This window comes from Corallococcus sp. AB032C, from assembly GCF_003668935.1.
Classification (GTDB): Bacteria; Myxococcota; Myxococcia; order Myxococcales; family Myxococcaceae; genus Corallococcus; species Corallococcus exiguus.
The window spans coordinates 1-23,275 of record NZ_RAWP01000048.1 but is presented as its reverse complement, the minus strand read 5'-3'; the positions used below and the strand labels follow the sequence as shown (position 1 = coordinate 23,275).

General features: G+C 68.3%; 20 protein-coding genes. 11 read left to right on the top strand and 9 right to left on the bottom strand.

Annotated features, from left to right (window positions below):
- The first annotated feature begins 25 nt into the window (after window positions 1-25).
- The 7 genes from D7X99_RS21570 to D7X99_RS21540 all read left to right on the top strand — a co-directional run bounded on the left by D7X99_RS21570 (window position 26) and on the right by D7X99_RS21540 (window position 11,172).
- The gene (locus D7X99_RS21570; RefSeq protein WP_120576595.1) at window positions 26-661 is read left to right on the top strand and encodes an outer membrane beta-barrel domain-containing protein; all 636 of its coding nucleotides are present in this window, start codon (window positions 26-28) and stop codon (window positions 659-661) included.
- Window positions 658-2,271, top strand: coding sequence for a hypothetical protein (locus D7X99_RS21565; RefSeq protein ID WP_121779419.1), 1,614 nt, complete (start codon window positions 658-660; stop codon window positions 2,269-2,271). The genes D7X99_RS21570 and D7X99_RS21565 overlap by 4 nt, the downstream gene beginning before the upstream one ends.
- Window positions 2,268-5,537, top strand: coding sequence for a tetratricopeptide repeat protein (locus tag D7X99_RS21560; protein ID WP_121779418.1), 3,270 nt, complete (start codon window positions 2,268-2,270; stop codon window positions 5,535-5,537). Before D7X99_RS21565 ends, D7X99_RS21560 begins: the two co-directional genes overlap by 4 nt.
- Entirely contained in the window at window positions 5,528-6,031 is a 504-nt protein-coding gene (locus D7X99_RS21555) for a hypothetical protein (RefSeq protein ID WP_211483890.1), read from the top strand. Before D7X99_RS21560 ends, D7X99_RS21555 begins: the two co-directional genes overlap by 10 nt.
- Window positions 6,028-6,666 (top strand): hypothetical protein, encoded by a 639-nt coding sequence (locus D7X99_RS21550; protein ID WP_121779416.1) that lies wholly within the window; start codon window positions 6,028-6,030, stop codon window positions 6,664-6,666. Before D7X99_RS21555 ends, D7X99_RS21550 begins: the two co-directional genes overlap by 4 nt.
- Window positions 6,666-8,567: a tetratricopeptide repeat protein gene (locus tag D7X99_RS21545; RefSeq protein WP_121779415.1), complete on the top strand. Its 1,902-nt coding sequence runs from the start codon at window positions 6,666-6,668 to the stop codon at window positions 8,565-8,567. Before D7X99_RS21550 ends, D7X99_RS21545 begins: the two co-directional genes overlap by 1 nt.
- 163 nt (window positions 8,568-8,730) lie before the next feature.
- Window positions 8,731-11,172, top strand: a complete 2,442-nt coding sequence (locus D7X99_RS21540; protein ID WP_121779444.1) for an ABC transporter permease — start codon at window positions 8,731-8,733, stop codon at window positions 11,170-11,172.
- A 59-nt stretch (window positions 11,173-11,231) separates the two neighbouring features.
- On the opposite strand, the gene D7X99_RS21535 is transcribed toward D7X99_RS21540, so the two are convergent.
- From D7X99_RS21535 to D7X99_RS21515, 5 genes are all read right to left on the bottom strand, one after another.
- Window positions 11,232-13,208: a radical SAM protein gene (locus tag D7X99_RS21535; protein ID WP_233613589.1), complete on the bottom strand. Its 1,977-nt coding sequence runs from the start codon at window positions 13,206-13,208 to the stop codon at window positions 11,232-11,234.
- Window positions 13,209-13,425: 217 nt separating this feature from the next.
- Entirely contained in the window at window positions 13,426-13,680 is a 255-nt protein-coding gene (locus tag D7X99_RS21530) for a hypothetical protein (protein WP_121779413.1), read from the bottom strand.
- 303 nt (window positions 13,681-13,983) lie between these two features.
- Window positions 13,984-14,778: a hypothetical protein gene (locus tag D7X99_RS21525; protein WP_121779412.1), complete on the bottom strand. Its 795-nt coding sequence runs from the start codon at window positions 14,776-14,778 to the stop codon at window positions 13,984-13,986.
- Window positions 14,779-14,792: 14 nt separating this feature from the next.
- Complete coding sequence (locus tag D7X99_RS21520; RefSeq protein WP_121779411.1) at window positions 14,793-16,430, bottom strand: hypothetical protein; 1,638 nt, start codon at window positions 16,428-16,430, stop codon at window positions 14,793-14,795.
- 139 nt (window positions 16,431-16,569) lie between these two features.
- On the bottom strand, window positions 16,570-17,208 hold the full coding sequence (locus tag D7X99_RS21515; protein WP_121779410.1) for a protein phosphatase 2C domain-containing protein: 639 nt from the start codon (window positions 17,206-17,208) through the stop codon (window positions 16,570-16,572).
- Window positions 17,209-17,333: 125 nt separating this feature from the next.
- Here D7X99_RS21515 and D7X99_RS21510 point away from each other — a divergent pair, with 125 nt between their 5' ends.
- Window positions 17,334-18,020, top strand: a complete 687-nt coding sequence (locus D7X99_RS21510) for a hemerythrin domain-containing protein (RefSeq protein ID WP_158627044.1) — start codon at window positions 17,334-17,336, stop codon at window positions 18,018-18,020.
- Here D7X99_RS21510 and D7X99_RS21505 read toward each other — a convergent pair.
- Complete coding sequence (locus tag D7X99_RS21505) at window positions 18,001-18,495, bottom strand: hemerythrin domain-containing protein (protein WP_121753470.1); 495 nt, start codon at window positions 18,493-18,495, stop codon at window positions 18,001-18,003. The two genes, D7X99_RS21510 and D7X99_RS21505, sit on opposite strands and share 20 nt — an antisense overlap.
- Before the next feature lie 8 nt (window positions 18,496-18,503).
- Window positions 18,504-19,148 carry a hypothetical protein gene (locus tag D7X99_RS21500; protein ID WP_121753471.1) on the bottom strand — a complete coding sequence of 215 codons (645 nt, stop codon included), beginning with the start codon at window positions 19,146-19,148 and terminating at the stop codon, window positions 18,504-18,506.
- 56 nt (window positions 19,149-19,204) lie between these two features.
- Here D7X99_RS21500 and D7X99_RS21495 point away from each other — a divergent pair, with 56 nt between their 5' ends.
- Genes D7X99_RS21495 through D7X99_RS21485 form a run of 3 tightly spaced genes read left to right on the top strand, consistent with a single transcriptional unit; the run spans window position 19,205 to window position 21,682 of the window.
- Window positions 19,205-20,047 (top strand): LEA type 2 family protein, encoded by an 843-nt coding sequence (locus tag D7X99_RS21495; RefSeq protein ID WP_169825151.1) that lies wholly within the window; start codon window positions 19,205-19,207, stop codon window positions 20,045-20,047.
- Between the two features lie 14 nt (window positions 20,048-20,061).
- Window positions 20,062-20,748, top strand: coding sequence for a leucyl/phenylalanyl-tRNA--protein transferase (aat, locus tag D7X99_RS21490; RefSeq protein ID WP_121779407.1), 687 nt, complete (start codon window positions 20,062-20,064; stop codon window positions 20,746-20,748).
- 10 nt (window positions 20,749-20,758) lie between these two features.
- Complete coding sequence (locus tag D7X99_RS21485) at window positions 20,759-21,682, top strand: hypothetical protein (protein WP_121779406.1); 924 nt, start codon at window positions 20,759-20,761, stop codon at window positions 21,680-21,682.
- On the opposite strand, the gene D7X99_RS21480 is transcribed toward D7X99_RS21485, so the two are convergent.
- Entirely contained in the window at window positions 21,676-21,936 is a 261-nt protein-coding gene (locus D7X99_RS21480) for a hypothetical protein (RefSeq protein ID WP_121779405.1), read from the bottom strand. The genes D7X99_RS21485 and D7X99_RS21480 overlap by 7 nt on opposite strands.
- Window positions 21,933-22,532 (bottom strand): hypothetical protein, encoded by a 600-nt coding sequence (locus D7X99_RS21475; protein WP_121779404.1) that lies wholly within the window; start codon window positions 22,530-22,532, stop codon window positions 21,933-21,935. The genes D7X99_RS21480 and D7X99_RS21475 overlap by 4 nt, the downstream gene beginning before the upstream one ends.
- Window positions 22,533-23,275: the final 743 nt, after the last annotated feature.

The following is a 23,275-nucleotide window of genomic DNA, read 5'->3' as shown; positions in this document are numbered from 1 at the left end:
CGCCACCTGACAGGAAAAAGTCCCCGTGCGATTCCTCCTGCTCTCCCTCCTGTGCCTGGTGCCCGGCCTCGCGCGCGCCCAGGCCGAGGAACTCGAGAACCCCGGCACCGTCTCCGCGGTGCAGGACCGGCTCTACCGCATGCACCACGAGCTCTCGCTCGGCGTGGGCGTGCTGCCCGCGGATGCCTTCTACAAGGGGCTCATCGGCACCGTCGGTTACACGTACCACTTCAGCGACAGCGTCGCGTGGCAGGTGGGCCGCGGCACGTACAGCTACAACGTGCAGACCAGCCTGCGCCGCCAGTTGGAGCGCGACTTCGACGCCGCCCCCACCGCCACCGCCTTCGAGGACCAGGTGCAGTGGATGGTGGGCTCCGACCTCATGTGGAGCCCGCTGTACGGCAAGACGTCCTTCCTCAACTCCAACGTCATCCACTTCGAGGTCTTCCTCCTGGCGGGTGGCACGGTGGTGAAGGTGGACCGCAGCGACGGCTTCCGTCCCGCCGTCAACCTGGGCCTGGGCGTGCGCATGTTCTCCAGCCAGAACGTGTCCTTCCGCCTGGACGTCACCAACAACACCGTCTTCGCGGGCGCGTCGCGCATCATCAACGTGCCCACCGTGCAGATTGGGACGGCCTTCAACTTCGGCGCCACGGAATGACGTCCCGCCCGCTCATCGTCGCCGCGCTCGCCAGCGCCGCGCTCCTCGTGTCCCCGACGGTCGCCCGCGCGGCACCGGACGCGGGCACGCTGCCCATGCCACCCCCACCGGCCGCCACCGCGAAGGCCGCTGGCGCCCCCACGGACGCGGGCACAACCGGTCCCACGGACGCGGGCACCGCCGCTGGCACGCCCGCTCCCGCCAAGGCCGCCGTCGCGGAAGCACCTCCGCCCCCGCCGCAGAAGGTGCCGCCGGAGACCTTCGACAACGCGCTCAAGGCCTACTTCGACGGCAAGCCTCGCGACGCCGCGGGCCCGCTGTACGCGTGGCTCCAGGCCACGCCGCGCACGGATGACAACTACGCGTGGGGCCAGTACTTCCTCGCCCGGAGCCTCATCGACCTGGGCCTCACGCACGCGGGCGCGACGTACCTGGCGCGCATCGCGCGTGAGCGCTCCAACCCCAACGTGCTGCCGCGCGCGCTGGACGCGCTGAAGGGGCTGACGGACCGGCCGCACGACGAGGTGATGATCGACGAGCAGGTCTTCGGCGCGCTCGACCTGGGCTTCCTCCCGGACGAGACGGGCGCCTACGCGCACTATCAGCAGGGACTGGTGGACCTGCGCGTGGGCAACGAGCGCTGGGCGAACACGCACTTCTCCAAGCTGCCGGAGACGAGCGCGGAGGCCAGCCGCGCGAAGTTCGCGCTGCTCGTCACCCGGCTCAAGCAGGTGAAGGATCCGCCGGAGGAGATGGTGAAGGACTTCCTCGGCCTGTCCCAGGACGAGAAGCTCACCCGCGAGGCGCGCAACGAGGCGGCGCTCGCGGTGGCCCGCCTGCGCTACGAGAAGAAGGACTTCCCCGGGGCGCTGGAAGCGTACGGCAAGGTGAAGCTGCCGGAGCTGGACCCCGGCCGCGCCAGCCTCTACCTGGAGGAGGCGTGGACCCGCTACAAGCTGGGCGAGCTGCGCGCGTCGCTGGGCATCCTCACCACGCTGGACGCGCCGTCCTTCCGCGATGAGTTCATGCCGGACAAGTACCTGCTGCGCGCGCTCATCTTCCGCGACCTGTGCCACTACCTGCCCGCCAAGCGCGCGGCGAAGGAGCTGACGCGCCGGTACGCGGACTCGCTGGAGTCCGTTCGCAACCGCGAGGATCTGAGCCAGGACGCCCGCCTGCGCCGCGCCGCCAACGCGCACGGCGGCACCCAGCGCGCCGCGAAGTTCGTGTCGCTGCTGGACCTGGAGGGCGAGCGCCTGGGCCGCTACGCCGGCAGCTTTGGCGACCGGCTCTTCGGACACCTGACGCGCGTCTACGACCTGTCCCACGCGGAGGCCGTGCGCGTGTACGACGCGCGGCTGCAGGACGCCGTGCGACAGGAGGCGGACACGCTCTTGCGCGCCGCGGAGCAGGTGCGCCTCATGGAGTACGAGGTCGGCCTCAAGCTGTACGAGCGCGTGAAGAAGGGCGCGCAGGTGGTGGCGGCGCAAGAGGAAGAGCTGCTGTCGCCCGCGCAGGTCGCCTTCAAGTTCGACAACGAATACTGGAACGACGAGCTCAAGTCCTACCGGGTCCGCATCGAGAGCCGTTGCATCGAGGAAACCCCATGACCGGCCCGTTCACCGGACTCATCACCGCCGCGCTGCTCGCGGCCGCGGCCCCCGGCCCTGGCCGTGTCGGGCCCAACACCAACCCCATCGTGTCCAAGGCGAAGGAGCGCGAGGAGCTCGTCGCCAAGCTGAAGCGCGACATCTTCAAGGTGGACCGCGCCATCGGCGAGACCGAGAAGCTCATCTCCAAGAGCCGCAACGCCCCCTACCTGCCGGACCTGCAGTTCCGGCTGGCGGAGCTCTACGTCGAGAAGAGCCGCTACGTTTACTACCTCCAGGCGGAGACCCGACCGGAGGGCGCCACGGGCGCCATCGTCTCCCCGGAGACGCGCCTGATGAAGCAGAAGGCGGTGCAGATGTACTACCGCCTGCTGCGCGAGTACCCGGACTTCAAGGACGGGGACCAGGTGACGTTCTACCTGGCGCACGAGCAGCGCGAACTGGGCCAGTTCGACGAGATGCTCAAGACGCTGGGGGACCTGACGCGCAAGTTCCCCAACAGCCCGCTGCGCCTGGAAGCCGAGCAGATTCTCGGTGACCACTTCTTCGACAAGGCGGAGCTCGTCGAGGCGGAGAAGCACTACCAGGCCATCCTGGAGCTGCCGCCGTCGCCGGTGCACGACCTGGCCCGCTACAAGATGGGCTGGATCCGCGTGAACCAGGCCAAGCACGCGGAGGCGGTGACGTTCTTCGAGGCGGCCGCCGCCAGCGCGCCCCTGCCCGGCGTGGACGTGAAGAAGGCGCTCAACGTCAAGCGCGAGGCCCTGCTGGACCTGGTCTACAGCTACACGGAGGCCAAGCCCCCCAAGGGCGCGCTCAACTACTTCGAGAAGCTCAGCGAAGGCCGCGCCACGTACGCGCTCGCGCTGGACAAGCTGGGCAACCGCTACTTCATCAAGCAGCAGTACGAGTGGGCCATCCCCACGCTGCGCAAGCTGATGGAAGTGCAGCCCGACCCGGAGATGGACCTGGAGCGGAGCCAGAAGCTGTACGACTCGCTCAAGGCCGCCAAGGGCAAGGTGATGCCGGAGCCGGAGGACATCCGCTTCCTCGTGCGCGCCGCGGTGCAGAGCAAGACGGACCCGGAGATGTCGGAGTCCGACCGCAAGAAGCAGCTCGCGGAGACGGAGGAGATGGCGCGCGACCTGTCCACGCAGGTGCACCTGGCCGCGCAGAAGGCGGACTCGCGGGACCTGTACCTGAAGGCCGCGGCCGCCTACCGCGAGTACCTGGGGCTGTTCCGGCCGGACCAGTACGTGCGGCCCATCATGAAGAACCGCGCGGACGCGCTCTTCGCCGCCAAGGAGTTCCCGGAGGCCGCGCGCCAGTTCGAGGAGCTGGCCCGCTACGAGGACAAGGCCAAGGACGGCAAGGCCGTGGACACCGCCATGTACGGCGCGCTCCTGGCCCACTTCTCCACGCTCAAGCCGGAGGAGGCGCAGAAGCGCAACGCCTTCGAGGTCGCCGACGCGCGGCAGGCCCTGAAGCTCCTGGGTGCGAACTACGTGTCGCGCTACCCGCAGAGCCCGCACGTGCTGGACGTGAAGTTCAACATCGCGCGCGCCTACTACGAGGACGGCGAGTACCCGAAGGCGGCGGAGCTGTTCACCGCGTTCGCGCTGGCGCACCCGCAGTACAAGGACGCGCCGGTGGCGGGCAACCTGGCCCTGGACAGCCTGCGGCAGGTGAACGACTTCAAGAAGCTGGACGAGACGGGCCGCAAGTTCCTCGCGTCCTCGCTGCCGTCCAACTTCCGCGGTGAAGTGCAGAAGATCCTCACGCAGAGCAAGGCCGAGGCCCTGGACGAGCTGGCCCTGCAGAGCGCGCAGGAGACAGGCGACGTCATCGAAGGCCTGATGAAGGTCGCGGACGAGAACAAGAACAGCGACATCGGCGAGAAGGCGCTCTACGGCGCGTTCACCGCCGCGCGCGAGAAGCGCGACCTGCCGCGCGAGCGCGAGCTGGGCGCGAAGCTGGTGCAGTCCTACCCCAAGAGCCAGTACCTGTCGGACGTGCTGCTGACGCTGGGCCGGCACGCGGCGGAGGCGGCGGCCTTCAACGAGGCGGCCGGCTGGTTTGAACAGGTGGGCCAGAAGCTGACGGGCGACCTGGCCTCGGTGGACGGCTGGATGGCCGGCGCCCGCCTGCGCATCGCGCTGGGTGAGTACAAGGAAGCGTCCCGCAACCTGGAGACGGCGTCCGAGGCCGCGGGCGCGCGCAAGGGCGAGGTGCTGTCGCTGCTCGCCGAGACGCGCCTGAAGCAGAAGGACTACTCGCGCGCGAAGACGGCGGCGGAGACGGCGCTCAAGCTGGACAAGAACAACGTGGCCGCCGCGGCGGTGCTCGCGGAGGTGCAGGCCACCACCGCGCCCACCGCTCCGCCGGACGCGCTCATCTCCACCCTCACCGCCGCGGTGCAGGGCCCCAACGGCCAGACGGAGGAAGCGGCCAAGGGGCTCTGGTACCTGGGTGAGATCCTCTACCGCGGCTACAAGGACCTGCCGGCGGACAAGGTGGAGGAGAAGGTCGCCGCGCTCCAGGCCATGGAGGGCGTGTACACGCAGGCCGCGTCGCTCGGGTATCCGGAGTGGGCGGTGGCGTCGCTGTGGAAGATTGCCCTGGCGTACGGCCACATCGCGGACGTGGTGGACCAGACGCCGGTGCCCGGCGGGCTGTCCGCCGCGGAGACGAAGCAGTTCCAGGACGCGGTGAAGCAGCAGGTGGGGCCGCTCAAGGCCCGCTCGGACGAAGCCTTCAAGGCGTGTCTGTCCCGCGCGGAGTCGCTGGAGGTCTTCAACTCGGCGGTGGTGGGTTGCCGCAACCGCACGGACGTGGCCGCGCTGCCGGTGCCGCAGCCGGCCGCGCCCACGCAGCCCGCGGCGCTGGAGGACCTGCGCAAGAAGGCGGAGAAGGTGCTCACCGCGGAGGCTCTTGAGGCCCTGGGCATGGGCTACCTGGACGCGCACCAGTACGGCATGGCGCAGCTGACCTTCGGGCGCGTGACGGAGCTGCAGGACACGCGCGCGTCCGCGCACGCGGCGCTGGGCTGGGCCATGCTCAACCTGGGGGATGCCATGGGCGCCCGGGAGGCGTACGCCAAGGCGCTGGAGGCGGACCCGACCTACGACAAGGCCCGCCTCAACCTGGCCGCGCTGCGCTGCCGCTTTGGCGACACGGACGGCGCGCGCCGCGAGCTGGCCGTGCTCAAGGACATGGGCACGCTCAACGGTCCGGACGTGGACGCGGGGTGGAAGGCATGCAAGTGAGCGCGCCCTTCCGCCGCATCGCCCCGGTGCTGTTCGCGCTCGTCACCACCGCGTGTGGTGACGAGGGCGGCAAGCTGGAGGGCAGCGTGACGGAGCTCATCGACCTGCGCTACCAGCGCACGGAGGCGGCCCTGGCGGAAGGGACGCTGGCGGTGAGCTTCGTCAGCACGCAGGGCAGCGGGCAGGACGTGGTGTTGAAGGTGAGCGCGCGGGTGGCGGACATGCTGCCGGACAACGAGTACGCGGGCTCGCTGGACATCGACCTGGCGCAGGCGCTGGACGACGGCTCGCAGCGGGGCAGCGTGGACCGCAGCGTGCTGGACGAACCGGTGCGTCCGTTTCCGCCGCTCGTGCGCGGCAACCTCTTCGTGAAGTCCCTTCCGAAAAACACCGGGGACCGGGTGTCGGGCGAGTTCAGCGTCACGTTCACCAACGGCACCGACGTCTACTCCGGCCGGACCATCTTCAGCCGTTTCGAGGCCATCGCTCCATGAAGCGCCACCTGCTCCTCAGCCTGTCCCTCCTGACCGCCGCCTGCGGCCCGAGCTACGGCATGCGCGTGCCGGACGCGCTGGTGAAGAAGCTGCCGTACGAGACGCGCATCGAGCTGCTGGAGGCGGAGAACGACCTGGCGCTGGCCATCGACCGGGTGGACGAGGCGGACAACGAAATCAACCGCGCGCGAGACAACATCCGCCGGGCGAAGTCCCGCCAGGAGGCCGCCGAGGACGAGGAGGACCGCGCGCAGGACGCGTCGTCCCGCGAGGTGGCGCAGCTGGCCATCGCGGAGTCCGAGGCCCGCGTGGAGTACCTGCGCGCGCACCAGCGCCTCAACGTGGGGCTGCGCGAGGCGGAGAAGCTGTCCCTGCGCTGCGCGTTCGCCCGCTTCGAGCTGGCGCGGCTGACGTCGGCGCGCAAGGCGAAGGTGCAGGGCAGTGAGCGTCTGGAGCCGAAGGACTTCGAGCAGCAGGTGTCCGAGTGCGAGGCCGCCGTGAAGGAAGAGCGCGCGAACCTCGGGGGGGACACGAAGGAAGCGCAGACGGCGAAGGAGGCGTGGGAGGCGAAGAAGGCCGCCCTGGCCAAGAAGACCTTCGACGCGCGCGCCAGCCCGTACGTGGAGAACCTGTGATGACGAAAGCCGGAGTCCTTCTCCTCCAATTGTTGACGGCCCAGGCTCCTGCCCCGGAGACACCTCCGCCGGAGAAGCCCGCCGCGCGCGCGGACAAGCTCCCGGACGACCCGGACGCGCTCTACAAGTTGGGCACGGCCTTCCTGTCGCAGAACCAGGCGCGCCGCGCGGTGGCTCCGCTGACGAAGCTGGTGGGGCTCACGCCGGACGGAGTGCCCGCGAAGGTCGCGCTGGCGCGCGCGCTGCGGCTGTCCGGTGACGTGCCCAAGGCCAAGGCGGTGCTGGACGCGGCGCTCGCGGCCTTCCCGGAGGAGGCCACGCTGCGCTCGGAGCGCGGCCTGCTGGCGCGCATCCAGGACGACACGGACGAGGCGATTACCCAGTACTCCGTGGCGACGGAGCTGGCGCCCAAGGACGCGGAGCTGCGCTTCAACCTGGGCGAGGTGCTCCAGCGCGCGAACCGCACGGATGATGCCATCGAGGCGTACCGCGAGGCGCTGAAGCTGGACGGCGCGCTCCAGGTGGCTCGGGTGAACCTGGGCAAGGCGCTGGCGGAGAAGGGGCTGGCCGCGGAGGCGAAGGAGACGCTGCGCGAGGCCATCCGCCAGAAGGACAGCGACGCGGAGGCGCACTACAACCTGGGCGTCGTGCTGATGCGGGAGAACGACGTCACGGGCGCGTTCTCGGAGTACCAGGCGGCGCTCAAGGCGGATCCGAAGCACGCGCGCGCGCAGAACAACCTGGGCGTGGTGCTGGACGGCCAGGGCAACGCGCGCAAGGCGGCGGAGGCGTTCCAGAAGGCCATCACGTTGGATCCGAAGTACGCGGAGGCGCACTTCAACCTGGGGCTCGCGTGCTTCCAGCTGGGGGAGAACGCCCGGGCGACGAAGGCCTTCGAGAAGGCGCTGCTGCTGGAGCCCCGCCGCGCGAGCGGCCCGTACACGCAGCTGGGCCAGCTGTACCTGGCGCAGGGCAAGAAGACGCAGGCGGTGGCCGCGTTCCAGAAGGCCATCGAGAAGAGCGCCGACGACGGCAAGAAGACGACGGAGTCCTACCAGGGCCTGGCGCGCGCGTACCTGGAGCTGGGCAAGGTGGCCGACGCGGTGGCCACGCTGAAGACGGCGGTGGAGACCTTCCCGGACGAGCCCGGCGTGCGCGCGGGCTACGGCGACGCGCTCAAGGCCAAGGGCGACCTGGAGGGCGCCATCGCGCAGTACTCGGCCTGCGTGAAGCTCCAGCCCACGGTGGAGAACCGGCTGATGCTGGCGGAGGCGTACGCGAAGAAGCACGTGGGCGCCCAGGCGCGGCCCCTCTACGAGGCCGTGCTCCAGGAGGATCCGAAGCACCGCGCGGCGAAGCTGGGCCTGGCGGACCTGCTGCTCGCGATGGGCGACTACGCGGCGGCGGAGAAGCTGCTCACGCCCGCCCAGGGCGAGGAGGCGGAGACGGCGGCGCTGGCGCGGCTGGGCATCCTGCACTCGCGGCGCGGCCGGCCGGACCTGGCGGTGCCGGAGCTGGAGGCGGTGGTGGCGAAGGACCCCGCGCAGCTGGAGGCCCGCGCGGAGCTGGGCTTCCTGTACCTGCGCGGCGGCGACGAAACCAAGGCGCTGCAGGTGCTGAGCGACGTGCTGGCGGTGGAGCCGCGCAACTCGCTGGGCCTGCTGTACCTGGGGCACACGCTGTACCGGCAGGGCAAGTTGCCGGAGGCGGAGAAGGCGTTCCGGGGCGCGTCGCAGGTGGACGCGAGCGCGGGCGAGCCGCACTTCGCGCTCGCGCAGCTGCTGGAGGCCACCAACCGCAAGCCCGAGGCGAAGAAGGAGTACGAGGCCGCGGTGAAGCTGCAGCCGGACCACGCGGACGCGAAGACCGCGCTGCGGAAGCTGGCCGTGGACGTGCCGTAGCCAGGCGACCGCCCGGTCTCCCCAAAAGCAATCATCGCATCGCGGGGGCCTCGAAGTTCAGGAAGGCCCCCATGGATTCCCATTGCTGATTGATTTCTGTGGAATCCAGACGAAGCGCGGAGTCGAATGAACTGGCGACACCGCGCAAGGCGAGGTGAAGACCATGTGGGGGCGATTTCTTGTCGAGGATGCAGTCCAAGACGCGCGCTTCGCGCTGCGCACCTTCATCAAGAAGCCAGGCTTCACCCTCGTCGCTGTGTTCTGCCTCGCATTGGGGATTGGCGCGAACGCGGCAATCTTCAGCGTCGTGGATGCCGTGCTTTTGAAGGCGCTGCCCTATCCACAACCCGAGCGGCTTGTCCGGCTTTTCGAAACGATGCCCGAGCGGGGTCCTGACTGGAAGGGCTCCGTGTCCTGGCCCAACTACCGGGACTGGGCCGAGCAGACCCGGAGCTTCGACGGAGTTGCTGCCTATTCACTCCAGGGCCGCAACCTGAACACGCCCGAGGGGGCCGAGCGCCTCCAGTCCATTGAAGCCACGGCCAACCTGCTCCCGGTACTGGGCGTCTCCCCACTCCTGGGCCGGAGTTTCGCGCCAGGTGAGGACGCCCCGGGTGCGCCGCCGGTCATGCTCGTGAGCGAAGGGCTCTGGAAGCGCCGCTTCGCCGCGGATCCACGACTCGTCGGTCAGTCGCTGACGCTCGACGGACAGCCGTTCACTGTGATTGGCATCCTTTCTGAAACCACCCGCTATCCCCCCGTGGGCAAGCTCGACGTGGTGGTGCCGCTCACGCTCTCCGGACCGCGCGCGGAGAACCGGGGAGGCCACTCCTTCAGTGTCCTTGGCAGGCTGCGTCCCGGCACCTCGCTCACCAGCGCCAACACCGAGCTGCGGGAAGTGGCCCGGCGTCTGGCGGAGGCCTATCCGGAGGCCCAGTCCGGGCGCAGCGCGCTCGTCGTGTCCCTGACGGAGACGATGGTAGGGCGGCTCCGCCCGGCGTTGCTCATCCTCCAGGGGGCCGTCGTGCTGGTGCTCCTCATTGCCTGCGCCAATGTCAGCAACCTCCTGATGGCCCGGAGTTCGGGGCGGCGCCAGGAGGTGGCCTTGCGCTTCACCCTGGGCGCCAGCCGCCCCCGCCTCATCCGTCAGATGCTGATGGAAAGCCTGGTGCTGACGCTGCTGGGAGGGCTCCTCGGGCTGGCCTTCGCCCTCTGGGGGCTGGCGTCGCTGCAGAACCTGGTGCAGCGAGCGCTCCCACTCGCCGGAGACGTCCCACTCCAGGGGCGCGTCTTCCTCGTCCTGCTGCTGGTTGCCGTGGGCAGTGCCATCCTCGTGGGGCTCATCCCCGCCCTCCAGGCAACGCGCATGGACCTGCGGGGAGCCCTGGTTTCATCGGACGCCCGGACTTCGGCCACCCGGGGGCAGAACCGCTTCCGCAGTGGCCTGGTCGTGGCGGAAATCGCCATGTCGTTGGTCCTGCTGGTTGGCGCGGGGCTTCTCCTGCGCGGCTTCATGAACCTGCTTCAGACAGAGCCCGGCTTCGACACACGGAACGTGCTGACCGCGCATCTGGCGCTGCCCGTTGGAAAGTACCCGAAGGAGCAGCTGCCGGACCGGCTGCTCAAACCCATCCTGGAGCGAATCCAGACACTGCCAGGCGTCAAGTCCGCGTCCGTCATCTCCCTGCTGCCCATCCAGGGAACGACCACCAGCGGGAGCTACGAAGTCGAAGGCCAGCCTCCCACTGAAGCAGGAAAAGAGCTTCTGGCTGAGTATCGCGTCACGGCACCGGCCTTCTTCCAGACGATGGGAATCCCGCTGCGGGCCGGCCGGGACTTCACCGAGCAGGATGGGCAGGGCGAGCAGGTGGTCATTGTCAACCAGACACTGGCCCGGAAGCACTTCTCGGAGCAGAACCCCACCGGCCGACACCTTCTGCTCGGAGGGCGGCCCGTTACCATCATCGGCGTCATCGAAGATGTGCGGCAGGTAGGACTCGAGCAGCCAGCACTGCCGGAAATCCATCTTCCCTACAATCATCCCCAATCCAGCGCCTGGCTCTTCCAGGAAGCCACGCTCGTGGTCAAGACGGCCCTCGCACCCGAGCGCATGTCTCTGTCCTTGCGGGAAGCGGTCAAGGCCGTGGACCTGGATCAGCCCCTGGATGCCGTCTTCCCCATGGAAGAGCTGGTGTCCCGGTCCATGGCGGGGCGCCAGATGAACCTGGTGTTGCTCAGCATCTTCGCGCTCATCGCGCTCATCCTGGCCGCGGCAGGGCTCTACGGCGTCATCGCCTATCTCGTGGCACAAAGGACGCGGGAGTTGGGGATCCGGATCGCCCTGGGAGCGCGACCGCGGGAGGTCATGCGTCTTGTGCTCCGTCAGGGCGGAGGCCTGGTCGTCCTGGGGCTGGGGGTGGGGGTGCTGCTGGCCTTCAGCCTGTCCCGCTTCATCGAGAGCATGCTCTTCGGCGTCAGCGCCAACGACCCTTCCACCTTCCTCGCCTTCACCGTCATCCTCGGAGCGGTCTCGACTGTCGCCATCTGGCTGCCGGCCCGGCGTGCGGCGCGCATCGACCCCATCATCGCGATGCGCGGCGAGTAGCTCCAAGGCAACCCGCCGCGAGGATCCATTTCAGGGTCCTCGCGGTGGCTCCGCGGCCGTTACGAAGCGGCCTTCAGTTCTTCGTCCATGGGGAGCTGGGGATCCAACAATGCGGCGAACGCCGGGAAGTAGCGAAGCAACTCATCCCCCGTCGCCTCGGGCCCCAGCCAGTTGACGATACGGACAGCGTCCTCGTTCGTGATGCAGACCCGGGAGAACTGGCGGTTCACCACGAAGTGCTTGGGCCCGTTCGGAGTGTTGAGCGTGTAGCCACGGAGGACCTCCGACGGGGTTCCCAGTCGCGGCGTGGACTCCACCCGGGTCAACTGGCGCCGGAGTTCATCGCGCCCATAGCGGCTCAAGAGCAGGAGCAGGTGCTCGCGTTGGATCCAGAGCCCCGTCTGATACAGCTTCCGCTCCCGCTTGAGCTTCGTGAAGCGTTTGAGGGCGGTCTGGGCTCCCTGGGCATCCAAGCCTTCGGAGGTCTCGTAGTTGTAGAAGAGGTCGAGGACGTTGTCCGCCTTCGTCCGGTAGGAGGTCACGCCAAAGTGCTCGGGCGCCTGATGGATGGGGGCGTTGTGTTCGAAGACGAAGGTCCCCGTTCCTTCCGAGTGCAGGATGTTCGCGTGATTCAACAGGAACTGCGTCGTCTCCTCCGCCTCGGCTTCGGTTTCGGTCGGGAAGCCGAAGAAGTTGAACGTGTGGCTCCAGATACCCGCGTCGTGCGCGAACTGGAGGTTGTCCACCATCACCTTCTGGGTGTTGTTCTTCCGCATGTGCCGCTGCAAGCGCTCGGAAGCCGTTTCCAGGCCGATGTAGACGGACCTGAATCCGATGTCATGCATCTCCTTGAAGTCTTCCGCCGTGTAGTACTTCTCGAACTTGTAGAGGGCGGTGAAGAAGTACCGGTGTTTCGGCATCACCTTGGGCAACATGCGGAACAGCTTGGGCGGCAGGGCCTCATCGTTGAAGGCGAAGTGCCGCACGCCATGACGCTGGTTCAAGACCTCCACGTCCTGGGTAATCAACTCAGGCGGGCGCATGCGGTAGCGGTCGCCGTAGATCATCCCGTGGTAGCAGAAGGCGCATTTGCCCCAGTAACAACCGCGCGTCGTCAGCAGGGGCAGGACGATTTCGGGGGAGAGATACTCCTGGAGGGGTAGTTCGGAGAAGTCCGGGGTGGGCAGCATCGCCATGGGCAGCTGTTCGCATGTCGGCGTCAGCACCAGTTCGCCGCCCCGGATGAAAGCGAAGTTGGGGGGACTGTCCGCCCGGGGGTCCTGGCTGGCCAGGAATCGGGCCACGGGTTCCTCGCCCTCGAAACGGCAGATGTAGTCGAAGCATTGCTCGAAAAGGCGCGAGACCCAGACCTTCTCCTTCTCCACCAGGCGAGAGAAGACGCTTCCTCCGATGAGCACGGGAACATCCGGGAAGGCCTTCTTGAGCACGCACCCGAGCGTGAGCCCCGAGACGATCTGCTCCGTCCCGATGATGGAGATACCGAAGTAGCGGGGGACCTTTGCGACCGTAGCGACCTGGCGCTCGAAGAACTCGATGAAGGGATTGGATTTCCGGTCCGCCAGGAATGCCAGGAGGCTGTCGATGGACTGAAGCACGTCGCCGTGCGACAGCGACGTCGTCCCCACCTCAATGACCGGTTCAGCGGTGGAGAACGCCGCGAGCAGGGAGCGCAAGGCATCCACGCTGGCCTTGAAATCAGCCAGGGCATCGCACGCATTGCCACCACGGAGCCCTTCCACCATGCGTGTCAGCCGCTCGTGGTCATCCAACACGGAGAGGGCATGCAGACACTTGGCGCGGTAGACCGTGTCATCTTCCGACAGGCGTTCCGCGTACCGCGTCAGCCGGGTCCGGGCCAGGGGAAGCCGCTCGGAGCCAATGAACCACCGGTAGAAGACGACGTTCCAATCCTCCTGTCGGACCTGGAACCCCTTCTGCTCCAGATAGGCCTTGAGGGAAGGCGTGCTCAGGAACGGCTGGAAGGGGGACCACTGCGGAGGAAAGATGACGTGCAAATCGGCTCGCTCCCGAGCCACGTCCGGCCGAGGGGCTTGAGACTCAGTTGCGCTGACGGATGCCATCTGCGAGTACCTCCACGCTGCGGCGAGTGTTGGGGCACCGGATGTCGTCGCCCCGAGGATGAAGCGGGGCGCCAAGCCGAGCGCCTCCGCCAGACTGACTTCGTGCGGAAGGGGCTGCCGCCCTTCAGCAACTCGTATCAGCCGTGAGGAATCAGCTGAGCGCGATCTCGGCGTTGATCTGCTTGAGCATGGACGGCTTCATGGCGGAAGCCATCTCGGTCTGGTTCTGGTTCTGGTTCTGGTTCTGGTTCTGGTTGTCGATGATGGCCACGGCGCTCTCGAGCGTGAGCGGCTCGCTGACGACAGGCTGCATCGCCGCCGCATCACCGACGAACGCGCTTCCGAACAGCAGAGACAGGGCCGCAGGCGTGAGGAACTTCGGCATCCACTTCTTCTTGTCGTCCATTTCGACCTCAGACTTCGGGGGTGGAACTGCCATGAGGTCCAGCGACAGGCCAAGGTTCCAAGGAGAGCGGCCCCCCGTCCCCGCCTGCATCTGGACCAACCTGATTGTCCTTTGCGGGTTAAAGGATAATCAAGACACCACGACCAATTCCGCTCTGGCGGTTTTTCAAACAACATCGCACCTCTGGAGCCAACGCATGGCTCGGGTGCAACCAGGGTCGGCTTCACCCCGCCAGTGTTTGGATTGGGAGACGCTTTGACCCATGTTTGCTCATGAGTCACTCAGCCTGAACTGAGCAGGGGACTATTCGCGCGAGCGCATGAGGGCCTCTGGCAGCGGAGGCCCCGTGGGCGTGGGACGCGGTGACTCCGCGAGCGGCCGGCCGAAGTGGTAGCGCGCCTCCGCGTGGACGCCAAAGGACTCGCCTCCGGCGCTCGCCAGCAGCACGAGGTCGTCATCGGGACTGGCGCCCTCGGGCAGGCCCAGGGTCCAGGGCACTTCCCGCGTGTCACCGTCCAGGACGATGGGCGACGTGGGGCCCTCCCGGAGGACCGTTCGCGGCGGCACGCGCAGGGAGACCTCCACGGGCGCGGTGAAGCCCGGGCTCCGGTCCAACCGCGCGACGAGCCGCACCGTGTCCGCGCTGGCGTCCACCAACCGCCAGGAGACATGCAGGGGCGCGGGGATGCGCGTCGTGGCGGGGAGCACCGTGGGCCGTGGCGCCGGGCTGTCCGTGGCCGTGGCGCCGTCCTCCGTGCCTCGTGTGAGCACCGCGGTCGGCATCTCCGTGGCGTGCGTCTTCGCTGGCACAACAGGCCGCGAGCCCTGACGCACGCGCGACTTCACGTCCCACGTATCCACTCCGTACGCGGGGAGCGCCACCGACCGCGCGGACGCCAGGAGCGTCGGTGAGGACGCGTGGAGGGGCTTCTCCCGAGCCTGGGGAGGTGAATCGGAAGGCCTTGGCGGCTTCCTGCGCCGCACGCGCTCCACACCAGAGGCCATGCCCGCCGAAAGCGCTCCGACGAGCGCCAGTGCCAGCACGGCTCCCGCCACGCGTTTGCGCATCACGGCCGTGGACCGTCGGCTTCGCTGCATCGGACGCGGGAGCTTCATGGACACAGGGGCTCGTGGCTCGGATACGGGAAGGCGGTGGCGGGTTCGGTGGCCGCGTCCACCCGAGTGCTCGGGAAGCCCTGGCACATCAGCGCGTCCAGGAAGTCCGCGAGACACGGTGAGGACCTGCCCGTGTCCACGACGTCCGTGAGCGCGCCCTTCTCATCCCGCGTCCAGGTGTGCCGCGTGTAACCGCGCGCCCAGGGCGCTCGGTTCATCGAGGGCGCGGCGAGCGCGTCGTAGAGGGGCTGGCTCGACGGTGTACCGGTGGCCGTGCGGTAGAGGATGGCGGCCACCTCGTTCTCGTCCACGGGCTGGAGCAGGCCATCTTCGGCGCGGGGCCGCGTCCACGGGCTCACCGAGGAGGCTCGCGCGGACAGGTCCACCCAGAACAGCGTCCCGCCCTGCCTGTCAAAGTAGCGGGGACTGCGGCGCGCGTCCGTGCTGAACCATGTGGCCCAGCCCTCGCTCCATGCCTGTCCCGGGAAGGTGGGAACGCCCACGTAGTGCGAGCCGCCCTCCTCCGGACTGGTGCCCCGGCTGGCCATCACCCAGTGCCCCAGCTCGTGCATCACCATCGCGTCCGACCACCACGCCGCATCCGAGTCACCCGGCAGCCACACCTGCGCGTCCCAGCTCCGGCCCACCGCCGTCACCGGCCAGGGCGCGAAGCACGCTCCGCAGGACCAGGTCGTCCCGAAGCCCAGCCACGCCACCACGGGCAGGCCGTCGCGTCCGCCGTAGCGCTCGCGCATCTGGCGCCAGGCCGTGCCCAGCACGTCGAACACCGCAGCCGCGCCGGAGCCCTCAGACTCGGCGAGGGTGAACGCAGGTTGTTCGGACAGCTCGCGCGTCGTGCGCGACCAACTCCAGATGCGGGCCGCGTCCCCCGGCACCGTCTTCACCGACTGCGCGCCCGGCAGCCCCGGGTCCGCCACCGCGTAGGCCACCGCGCCGTCCCGTCCCCGGCCAGCGGCGTACACGACGACGCGGTCGTCATCTCCCAAGGAGGACGACACCTTCAGCGTGAAGCGGCCGGCGTCATCCGTCACCTGCGAGTCGAGCACCTTCGTGCCCTGGAACGACACGATGAGGAACCCGCGAGCAGGCACCGGCTCCACGTCCAGCGTCCACGCGCGGAACTCCGCATCCGGGAAGCGGCGCGCGTAGCGCACCGTGCCGCTCAACGTGGGCCCGGGCCTGCCGCAGAAGCCCCGGCCAGGAGCGGCTTCACAGGCCACGTCGCAAGCGCGCGCGACCCACCGGCCATTCGTGCACACCTGCAACGCCCGGGACTCCGTGCACCGCGAGACGCCGTCGACGCATGCAGTACCTGAGACACAGGCGACCTCCGGCGATTCGACGCAGGTCGTGTCCTCCGCACAGTCCTCCCGGTGCACGGCGCCATCGACACAGCGCTCCACCACGCGAGGCCCCAGGCACCGTGACGGCGCGGGGAGCTGATCACACGCGAGCGCGGGCCGAGCAGTCTCTTCAGGCAGGGACGTGACACAGGCCGCGCAGGCCGCGCCCTCGCAGTCGACGGCACAGGGCGTCAGCTCCGCCCCCGGGTCGCAACCCGCGAGCGCCAGCGCCACGAGCGCCCAGCACCACACCCAGACCCCGCGTCCCACCAGGAGGAAACCTCGTTCGAGCCAGCGCCCGCGAAGACAGCACGCACGACTCGACGGCAGGCAGAGCCAGGAGACCGACGGCCCCCCTGCCCGCTCGCCCTCCAATAGGTTCCACGATCCCGAGCTTCGGACAACCGCGTCAGGGGCGTGGAGCGCTCGGGCGGCACAGGACGAGCCCCACGTCATCCGGGAGCGCGCCGCTCGCAAGTCGAGGCAGAGCGGCCAGCGCGAGCACCGCGGCGTGTGCGTCGGCGATGGTCACATGCTCCTGGATGCGACGGAGGTCGACGTACTTGAACAATCCATCTGACGCGCCAAGAAGAACGCCGCCTCGCCACACGCGTTCGAAGGTGACGGGCCGAGCCTGCCCGCTACCGAGCAGGGGCTTGCGGTGTTGATGCTCCGTCAGCGCGGTCGCTTCGCTGCCCTGGAACAGCCACAACTCCGAATCCCCCACGCTGGCCCCCACCACGCGTCGTGGGGTGACACAGGCGACCACGGCGGTGGTTTCTCCTCCCTGGCCCGAAGCCCCCAGCGCCGCGTCGCACCGCACCAGCACATCGCGCCAGGTCTCTTCACGTTCCACGTCGGCCCCGGCCTCCACGGCGTCCTGGACGCCATGCAGGACTGCCTCCGCGGCCTCGGCGCCACGTCGTGAGTTCCCCGCCCCATCCGCCACCACGAGCACCGTCACATCCCCTGGCGTCAGAACCAGCACGCGGTCCGCACCCGTCCTGCCCGCCGGGTCCACATGCCACACCGTCTCGAAATCACTCATGTGTCGCGCTCAGGGGCGACCTTCGCATGCCATCGACAAGCAGTCGTGCCGCGCCACGCACAAACCTGTTCGACTGTTGGACAAGTTCGGCCGACGAGACAGCGGCTCATACAAAGAGCATGTCCATGAATGAGGCGTCCAGCCGTCGCCGCTTCTTGTCCACGGTCGTCTTGCTGGGCGCTGGAAGCACCGCGAGCGCTGCACCCAAGTCCAAACCCGCGGAGGTGAACGCCACCGAGGACCTGATGCGCGAGCACGGCATCATCCGCCGCACGCTCCTGGTCTATGAGGAGATCGCTCGCCGCCTCGACCTTCGTGAAGAGAAGGCTCCTGTGGAGGTGCTCGCCCAGGCCACCCGGCTCATGCGCCGCTTTGGCGAGGCCTACCACGAGAAAACAGAGGAGACTGAGGTGTTCCCCCGGCTGGTGAAGGCGGGCCAGCAGAGGGAACTCGTTCAGGTGCTCATCGAGCAACACGCCGCAGGGCGCAAGCTCACCGAGTCCATCCTCGCCGCGACCTCAGGCCGCGACGCACTCACGCAACCCCAGCCAAGAGCCACGGTCGCGCGGCAGCTCAATCTGTTCATCCGCATGTACGGGCCGCACGCCGCGCGCGAGGACACGGACCTGTTTCCCGCCTTCCGCAACCTCTTCGACGAGAAGCAATTCAAGGAGCTCGGTGAGCGCTTCGAAGAGCAGGAACACCGGCTGCTGGGGAGCAACGGCTTCGAGAACGCGCGCAAGGAGGTGGCTCAGTTGGAGCGCGCGCTTGGAATCCACGACCTTGCCCGGTTCACGCCCTCGGAGAGGTAGGGGCCGTGCGCTCAAGGAACGCGGCCAACAGCGCCTTCCGCTCCTCTTCATTCAGCACCCCATCCAGCGCGGGGAACAAATACGTCTCCTCGCGCAACGAGTGGTGGTGCTCCAGATGCTTGAACGTGCTCTCCATGTCGAACACGCGCAAGACCGCGCGGCGGTAGTCCGGAGCGCTCGCGTCCAGCGCGTCCACGGCCTCCTGACACTTCGCCAGCAGCTCCCGCATGCGCTGGTGCTCGCCGGTGAAGAGTTCTGGCGCGGCGCCTCGGATCCTTCCGGCGCGCGGCAGCTCCGGCAAGAGCAGCGCCTCCTCCGCCTCCAGGTGCCGCGTCAGCTCTTCGCGGTAGCGCGCCAGCCGTTCACGCGCGGCGGGCAGGTCCATGCCCATCAGCGCTTCCTGGTGCAGGAGGAACAGCTCCTCCAGGTCGCGGTGGAGCGCTCCCAGGCTGACGAAGTCGGTGGGCGCGGCCATCACGCGCTTCAGTGCACCTTGTCGTCACGCACATGGGCCTCGCGGGCCACTCGCGGACGCGGCGTCACCATTCGGGCCACTCCGGAGTAGAGCTGATCCTCCGTGTAGACCTTGCGCACGCGACGATGCGACGCGCGTGGGTGGTAGGCCGGGCCCGGGCGCTCCAGCCACTGCAGCACCCGCACCTCGCCCGAGTGCGCCAGGTCCGCGAGCAGCGCCTCCGGGCACAGCTTCAGGTAGCGGCGCACCAGCGGACGCAGGCGGCGCCCGAACTCCGTGCCCAGCTTCGCGTGGCGGCGGCCCGCGTGCAGCGTGCCGTCGAAGCGAAGCGAGATGTGGAAGAGCTCGTGCATCAGCGTTTCCAACCGCGACTTCGCGGTGGAGCCCCGGAAGAAGAGCGGGCGCAGCGTGATGCAGTACAGGATGCGGCGGCCCCGGATGCGCACCTCCGGCTTGCGCCGCCCCGCCTTGTCGATGCTCTTGCCCCCCTTGAAGCACAGGGGCTTCACCGTGCCTCGCGACGCCCTGCGGGCCTCGCCCGCCACCACCAGGATGCGGCCCACCTTCACGTGGTTGAACTCGGGCATGCGCGCGGCGATGTCCCGGATGAGGGAGCGCAGGGTCCGGTTGAAGTTGGGACGTCGGGGAGCCACGGTTGGTGGACAGTCTAGCGGAAATCCCCTTGGGACTGGCCCCTGGCCTCCCCAGAATGTCCTTTGTGAATCGCTCGACCTGCCTGATGGCCCTGGTGTCCGCGCTGTTCGCCCTTAACTCCGGGTGTGCTTCCGCCCCCGTCCGCTCCGGGGGCCCCCCTGCCCTGACGGCCCAGGAGACCGCCGTCGTCTCCCAGGGGCTCACCGACGCCTCCGTGCGCTACACCGGACAAATCACCGGCACCGCCAACGGCGTCGTGGAGCGCGCCGACTATGAGCTCGTCGCCGACGGGCAGGTGGTGAAGACGGGCTCCACGAAGCTGGGGGTGCCGTTCGCGCCGGGAGCGCCCGCGGACTTCTCCATCGAGGAGAAATCCGCCTACGTGAAGAGCCCGGAGGACCTGGCCCGCCTGAGCGCCCAGGGCGGCACGGTGCTCATCGCGCTGCGAGGCACGCTGGTGGTGCGCTCCGGCGGCAGCGAGGACACCCTGCCCTTCGCCGCCAGCCGTGCCGTGCGCGTGCCCAGGCTGCCGGAGGTCATCGTGGAGAGCCTGGACGCGGCCCGCTATTCGCCGGAGGAGGTGCAGATCAACCTGCGGCTGGGCGTGCGCAACCCGAACCCGTTCCCGCTGCGGCTGGACTCGCTGACCTACCAGGTCGCCGTCGCGGACAAGCCCCTGGAGGAGGGCACCACCGCGCAGGCGGACTCGGTGGATGCGTCCGCCACGGGCGTGTACCCGGTGGAGGTGGCGGTGACGGCCCAGTCCTGGGGCCCGGGCGTCAAGGCGCTCATCGGGAAGGGCGTCCTGCCCTACAGCGTGAAGGGCGAGCTGAAGGGCCCCATGTTGCAGGTCCCCTACTTCCTCAAGGGTGACGTGAAGCTCAACGTGTCCCGCTAGACTGGCGCGCACGCGTGCCCATCTACCTGCTGAGTGACGAAGAGCCGGAGCTGTTCCCCCCGCCCTCCAAGGCGGACAAGAGCGGCCTGCTCGCGGTGGGAGGCGACCTGCGTCCGGAGCGGCTGGTGGCCGCGTACTCGCAGGGCATCTTCCCCTGGTACAGCGAGGGCCAGCCCATCCTGTGGCACTCGCCCGACCCTCGCTTCGTGCTGGAGCCGGACAAGATTCACGTGGGGCGTTCGCTGCGCAAGGTGATGAACCGAGGCACGTACACGGTGCGATACGACACCGCGTTCCCGAAGGTCATCGACGCGTGCTCGCGCGTGCACCGGCCGGGGCAGGACGGCACGTGGATTACGGACGCGATGAAGCAGGCGTACATCCGACTTCACGAGTTGGGGCTGGCGCACTCGGTGGAGGCGTGGGACGGCGAGGTGCTGGTGGGCGGGCTGTACGGCGTGTCGCTGGGCGCGGCGTACTTCGGGGAGAGCATGTTCGCGCTGGCGCCGGACGCGTCGAAGGTGGCGTTCGCCACGGCGGTGGAACGACTCAAGGGGTGGGGCTTCCAGCTCATCGACTGTCAGGTGGAGACAGAGCACCTGGAGCGCTTCGGCGCGGAGTCGTGGCCGCGCAAGCGCTTCCTGACGGCGCTAGAGCAGGCGTTGAAGGAGCCCACGCAGAGGGGGCGGTGGACGGAGTAGACTTCACCGGATGGACGTCCACTACACCTGGATTGGCCCTCCTCCGACAGACCGCAACCGCGACATCACCGCGCCGAAGGCGCTGGCGACACGCTGTGCGGGACAGAGCGTCACCATCTATTTCTGGTGCCTGGACGCGCACGTCGCCACCTACGAGCGGGACTTCGCCGCGCACAAGAACGTCACCGTGCGAGGCATGCAGGCGTTCCTGACGAAGGCGGGCACGAGGGCGTATCGCTGGTACTACTGGTACCAGGAGTCGGACGACTGGGCCGTCGCGGCGATGACGGACATCCTCGACTGGGGCCTGGCGCTGGCGACGCCGCCCTCGTACCGGGCCTTCGTGAAGGACGCGTGGTCGCTGTTCCTCATGTACACATGGGGCGGCTACGTGCTGGACGCGGGTGTGGGGCCGCAAGGCGGAGGCACGTTCGCCCTGCCGGAGCCGCAGGCCTTCATGGCGCCGTCGCTGACGAGGGATGACGCGCTGATGATCCGCCGCTTCCAGCTGTCACGGCTCACCGGCTGGCAGGCAGAGGGCGACGTGACGTTCAACGAAAGCCGCGCGGATGAGGTCTGCGAGGCGATGAACTACGGCGCGGCGGACGACGGCGAAGGGGAGATGTGCCCCCAGTTGGAGGTCTGGATGCTGGGCAGCCCGCGCTACTCCAAGGGTGCCTGGGCCGCGCTCAAGCAGTACTGCGTGGTCTGGAAGGAGATGCAGCAGAACAACACACTGGTGAGCGCGACCGCGCCGCAGGTGTTCCGCTACCTCATCGCGGGCTCCGTCTACAACGGCCTGACGCGCACGCAGAAGGGCGGCGTCCAGGCCCCGCACGGCGCGCTCTGGTACTGCACGGACAACAAGAACGGCACGGTGGACGTGCCGGACCTGAAGCTGCGCAAGACGTACCACGGCTCCAGCGCTCAGTAGCCGGGCTGCAGCTGAAGCTCGTATCGCACTTGGACACCCGACTTCGCGAGGATGACATCCATCAGCCTCGCGGCAGTCACGCTCGCTTCCGCGGCAGAGACAGCATCCACGCGGAAATGCACCTCTTCGACTCCGCCATTCTGCGGGCCGACACAACCGCTATCGAGCACGACCTCGTCAAGCGCTTCAAAGACAGACCGCCGCTCCGCAGCGGTCAGTGAGCGCGACAAGTCGGCGTAGACGGACCAATTCATCCACGGGCCTCCCCCAGCGGGATCTCCGGGAAGGCTCCGCTCCACACCTCGCGGATTGCTTCCACCACCTGGGTCCCGTTCCCGGTGGCGATCTGCCCCCAATAGGGGAGGTGCGCGAACACGGCCTCATGGTTCGCGGTCACCTCTGCGTGGAAGTCCATCCCGTTGTACCCGTGGATCCCAATCAGGGTCTTCAGTTGGGTCCGCGCATTCTGCCCACGCAGGGAGAAGGCCTCTGGAATCCTGCCCGTGAAGTGCGGACCAAAGTCCGCGGCGATCACACGAATCCGTCCCTGGATGTGATCGTTGAACGCATCCAAGGCCTCGGCCAGAACCCAGAGTTCCTGGTGCATCCGGGCACCGACCTGCTGGACCTCGAATGAGGCCGCGTGGGCATCCTCCACGTCGAACGCCGTCACGTAGCCGGCGCCTTCGGGGCTCTTGGCGTTCCAGTCCCGGCTGATCTGCCGGGCATAGGGCTCGTTGAGCACCGGGTAGAAAATGGGCTGCTCCGGCAGGCGCGGTGGAAAACGCCGCATGCCCGACCGGTAGATCAACAACAACTCGGCAAGCCCGACGGGACGATAGAGGCGCATGGCGGACCTCTCCCTTCTGGAGCGCTTCACGTGAAAAGCCCCTGGATGCTGACAGTAGCGTCCAGGGGCATTGGCTTCACGGCTTGAGCGCGGCTACTTCTTGCACGGAGACAGCATGCGCTTCGCGTGGCTGAGGTCCGCTCGCGCCCCCCGAGCGCTTCTCTCGCAGCCCACCGAAGCCGCAGACCTTGCCGAACGCCGTCTGGCTCCCCCCGCGCGGCTTGCCTCTTCACGTCAGGCTGCGCAGTAAACTCACGAATCCACTGTCTCCTTCACGCTGACAGGTCCCGCGGGCTCGGGGTCTTTGATGTCGGCCTCGGTCAACACAACGTGCCACGCATTTTCCTGCCGCCGCTGGGCATCAACGAGCCACTGCGGTGGTGATGGCGGATAGGGTCGTAGCTCTCGCTCACCGAACGCGAACCAAACAATGGCGCGCCCGCCTGCGTACTTGTTGCCGCGCACCTTTGTTGATGGTCGGGTGAGCCGGCTGGTTGATGGCCATCGCTGGAGGCGCGCGTCAGCGCGCCGCGCAGCTTGATGGACATCAGGGGCGAGCGCGCGCAGCGCGCAAGCCCTTGATGCTCTTGCGTGCTACGGCTCCTCGGTTCCGACGGTGAGCCTGGCCCGGTTCCGTGGACACCCGAGATGTGATGGAAGGAGCACGGGATGTCCGCGACTGACGAAAAGCAGAGGAAGCCCCGCAGGCCGCGCCGGGAGTTCACGGCGGAGTACAAGGCCGG

Bases quoted from the DNA above. Each gene is read 5' to 3' on its own strand.
- D7X99_RS21510 (WP_158627044.1), top strand. From the start codon at position 17,334: ATGAATGAGGCGTCCAGCCGTCGCCGCTTCTTGTCCACGGTCGTCTTG.
- D7X99_RS21550 (WP_121779416.1), top strand. From the start codon at position 6,028: ATGAAGCGCCACCTGCTCCTCAGCCTGTCCCTCCTGACCGCCGCCTGC.
- D7X99_RS21475 (WP_121779404.1), bottom strand. From the start codon at position 22,532: ATGCGCCTCTATCGTCCCGTCGGGCTTGCCGAGTTGTTGTTGATCTAC.
- D7X99_RS21545 (WP_121779415.1), top strand. From the start codon at position 6,666: ATGACGAAAGCCGGAGTCCTTCTCCTCCAATTGTTGACGGCCCAGGCT.
- D7X99_RS21485 (WP_121779406.1), top strand. From the start codon at position 20,759: ATGGACGTCCACTACACCTGGATTGGCCCTCCTCCGACAGACCGCAAC.
- D7X99_RS21515 (WP_121779410.1), bottom strand. From the start codon at position 17,208: ATGAGTGATTTCGAGACGGTGTGGCATGTGGACCCGGCGGGCAGGACG.
- D7X99_RS21540 (WP_121779444.1), top strand. From the start codon at position 8,731: ATGTGGGGGCGATTTCTTGTCGAGGATGCAGTCCAAGACGCGCGCTTC.
- D7X99_RS21525 (WP_121779412.1), bottom strand. From the start codon at position 14,778: ATGCAGCGAAGCCGACGGTCCACGGCCGTGATGCGCAAACGCGTGGCG.
- D7X99_RS21495 (WP_169825151.1), top strand. From the start codon at position 19,205: ATGTCCTTTGTGAATCGCTCGACCTGCCTGATGGCCCTGGTGTCCGCG.
- D7X99_RS21505 (WP_121753470.1), bottom strand. From the start codon at position 18,495: ATGGCCGCGCCCACCGACTTCGTCAGCCTGGGAGCGCTCCACCGCGAC.
- D7X99_RS21555 (WP_211483890.1), top strand. From the start codon at position 5,528: ATGCAAGTGAGCGCGCCCTTCCGCCGCATCGCCCCGGTGCTGTTCGCG.
- D7X99_RS21530 (WP_121779413.1), bottom strand. From the start codon at position 13,680: ATGGACGACAAGAAGAAGTGGATGCCGAAGTTCCTCACGCCTGCGGCC.
- D7X99_RS21480 (WP_121779405.1), bottom strand. From the start codon at position 21,936: ATGAATTGGTCCGTCTACGCCGACTTGTCGCGCTCACTGACCGCTGCG.
- D7X99_RS21565 (WP_121779419.1), top strand. From the start codon at position 658: ATGACGTCCCGCCCGCTCATCGTCGCCGCGCTCGCCAGCGCCGCGCTC.
- D7X99_RS21560 (WP_121779418.1), top strand. From the start codon at position 2,268: ATGACCGGCCCGTTCACCGGACTCATCACCGCCGCGCTGCTCGCGGCC.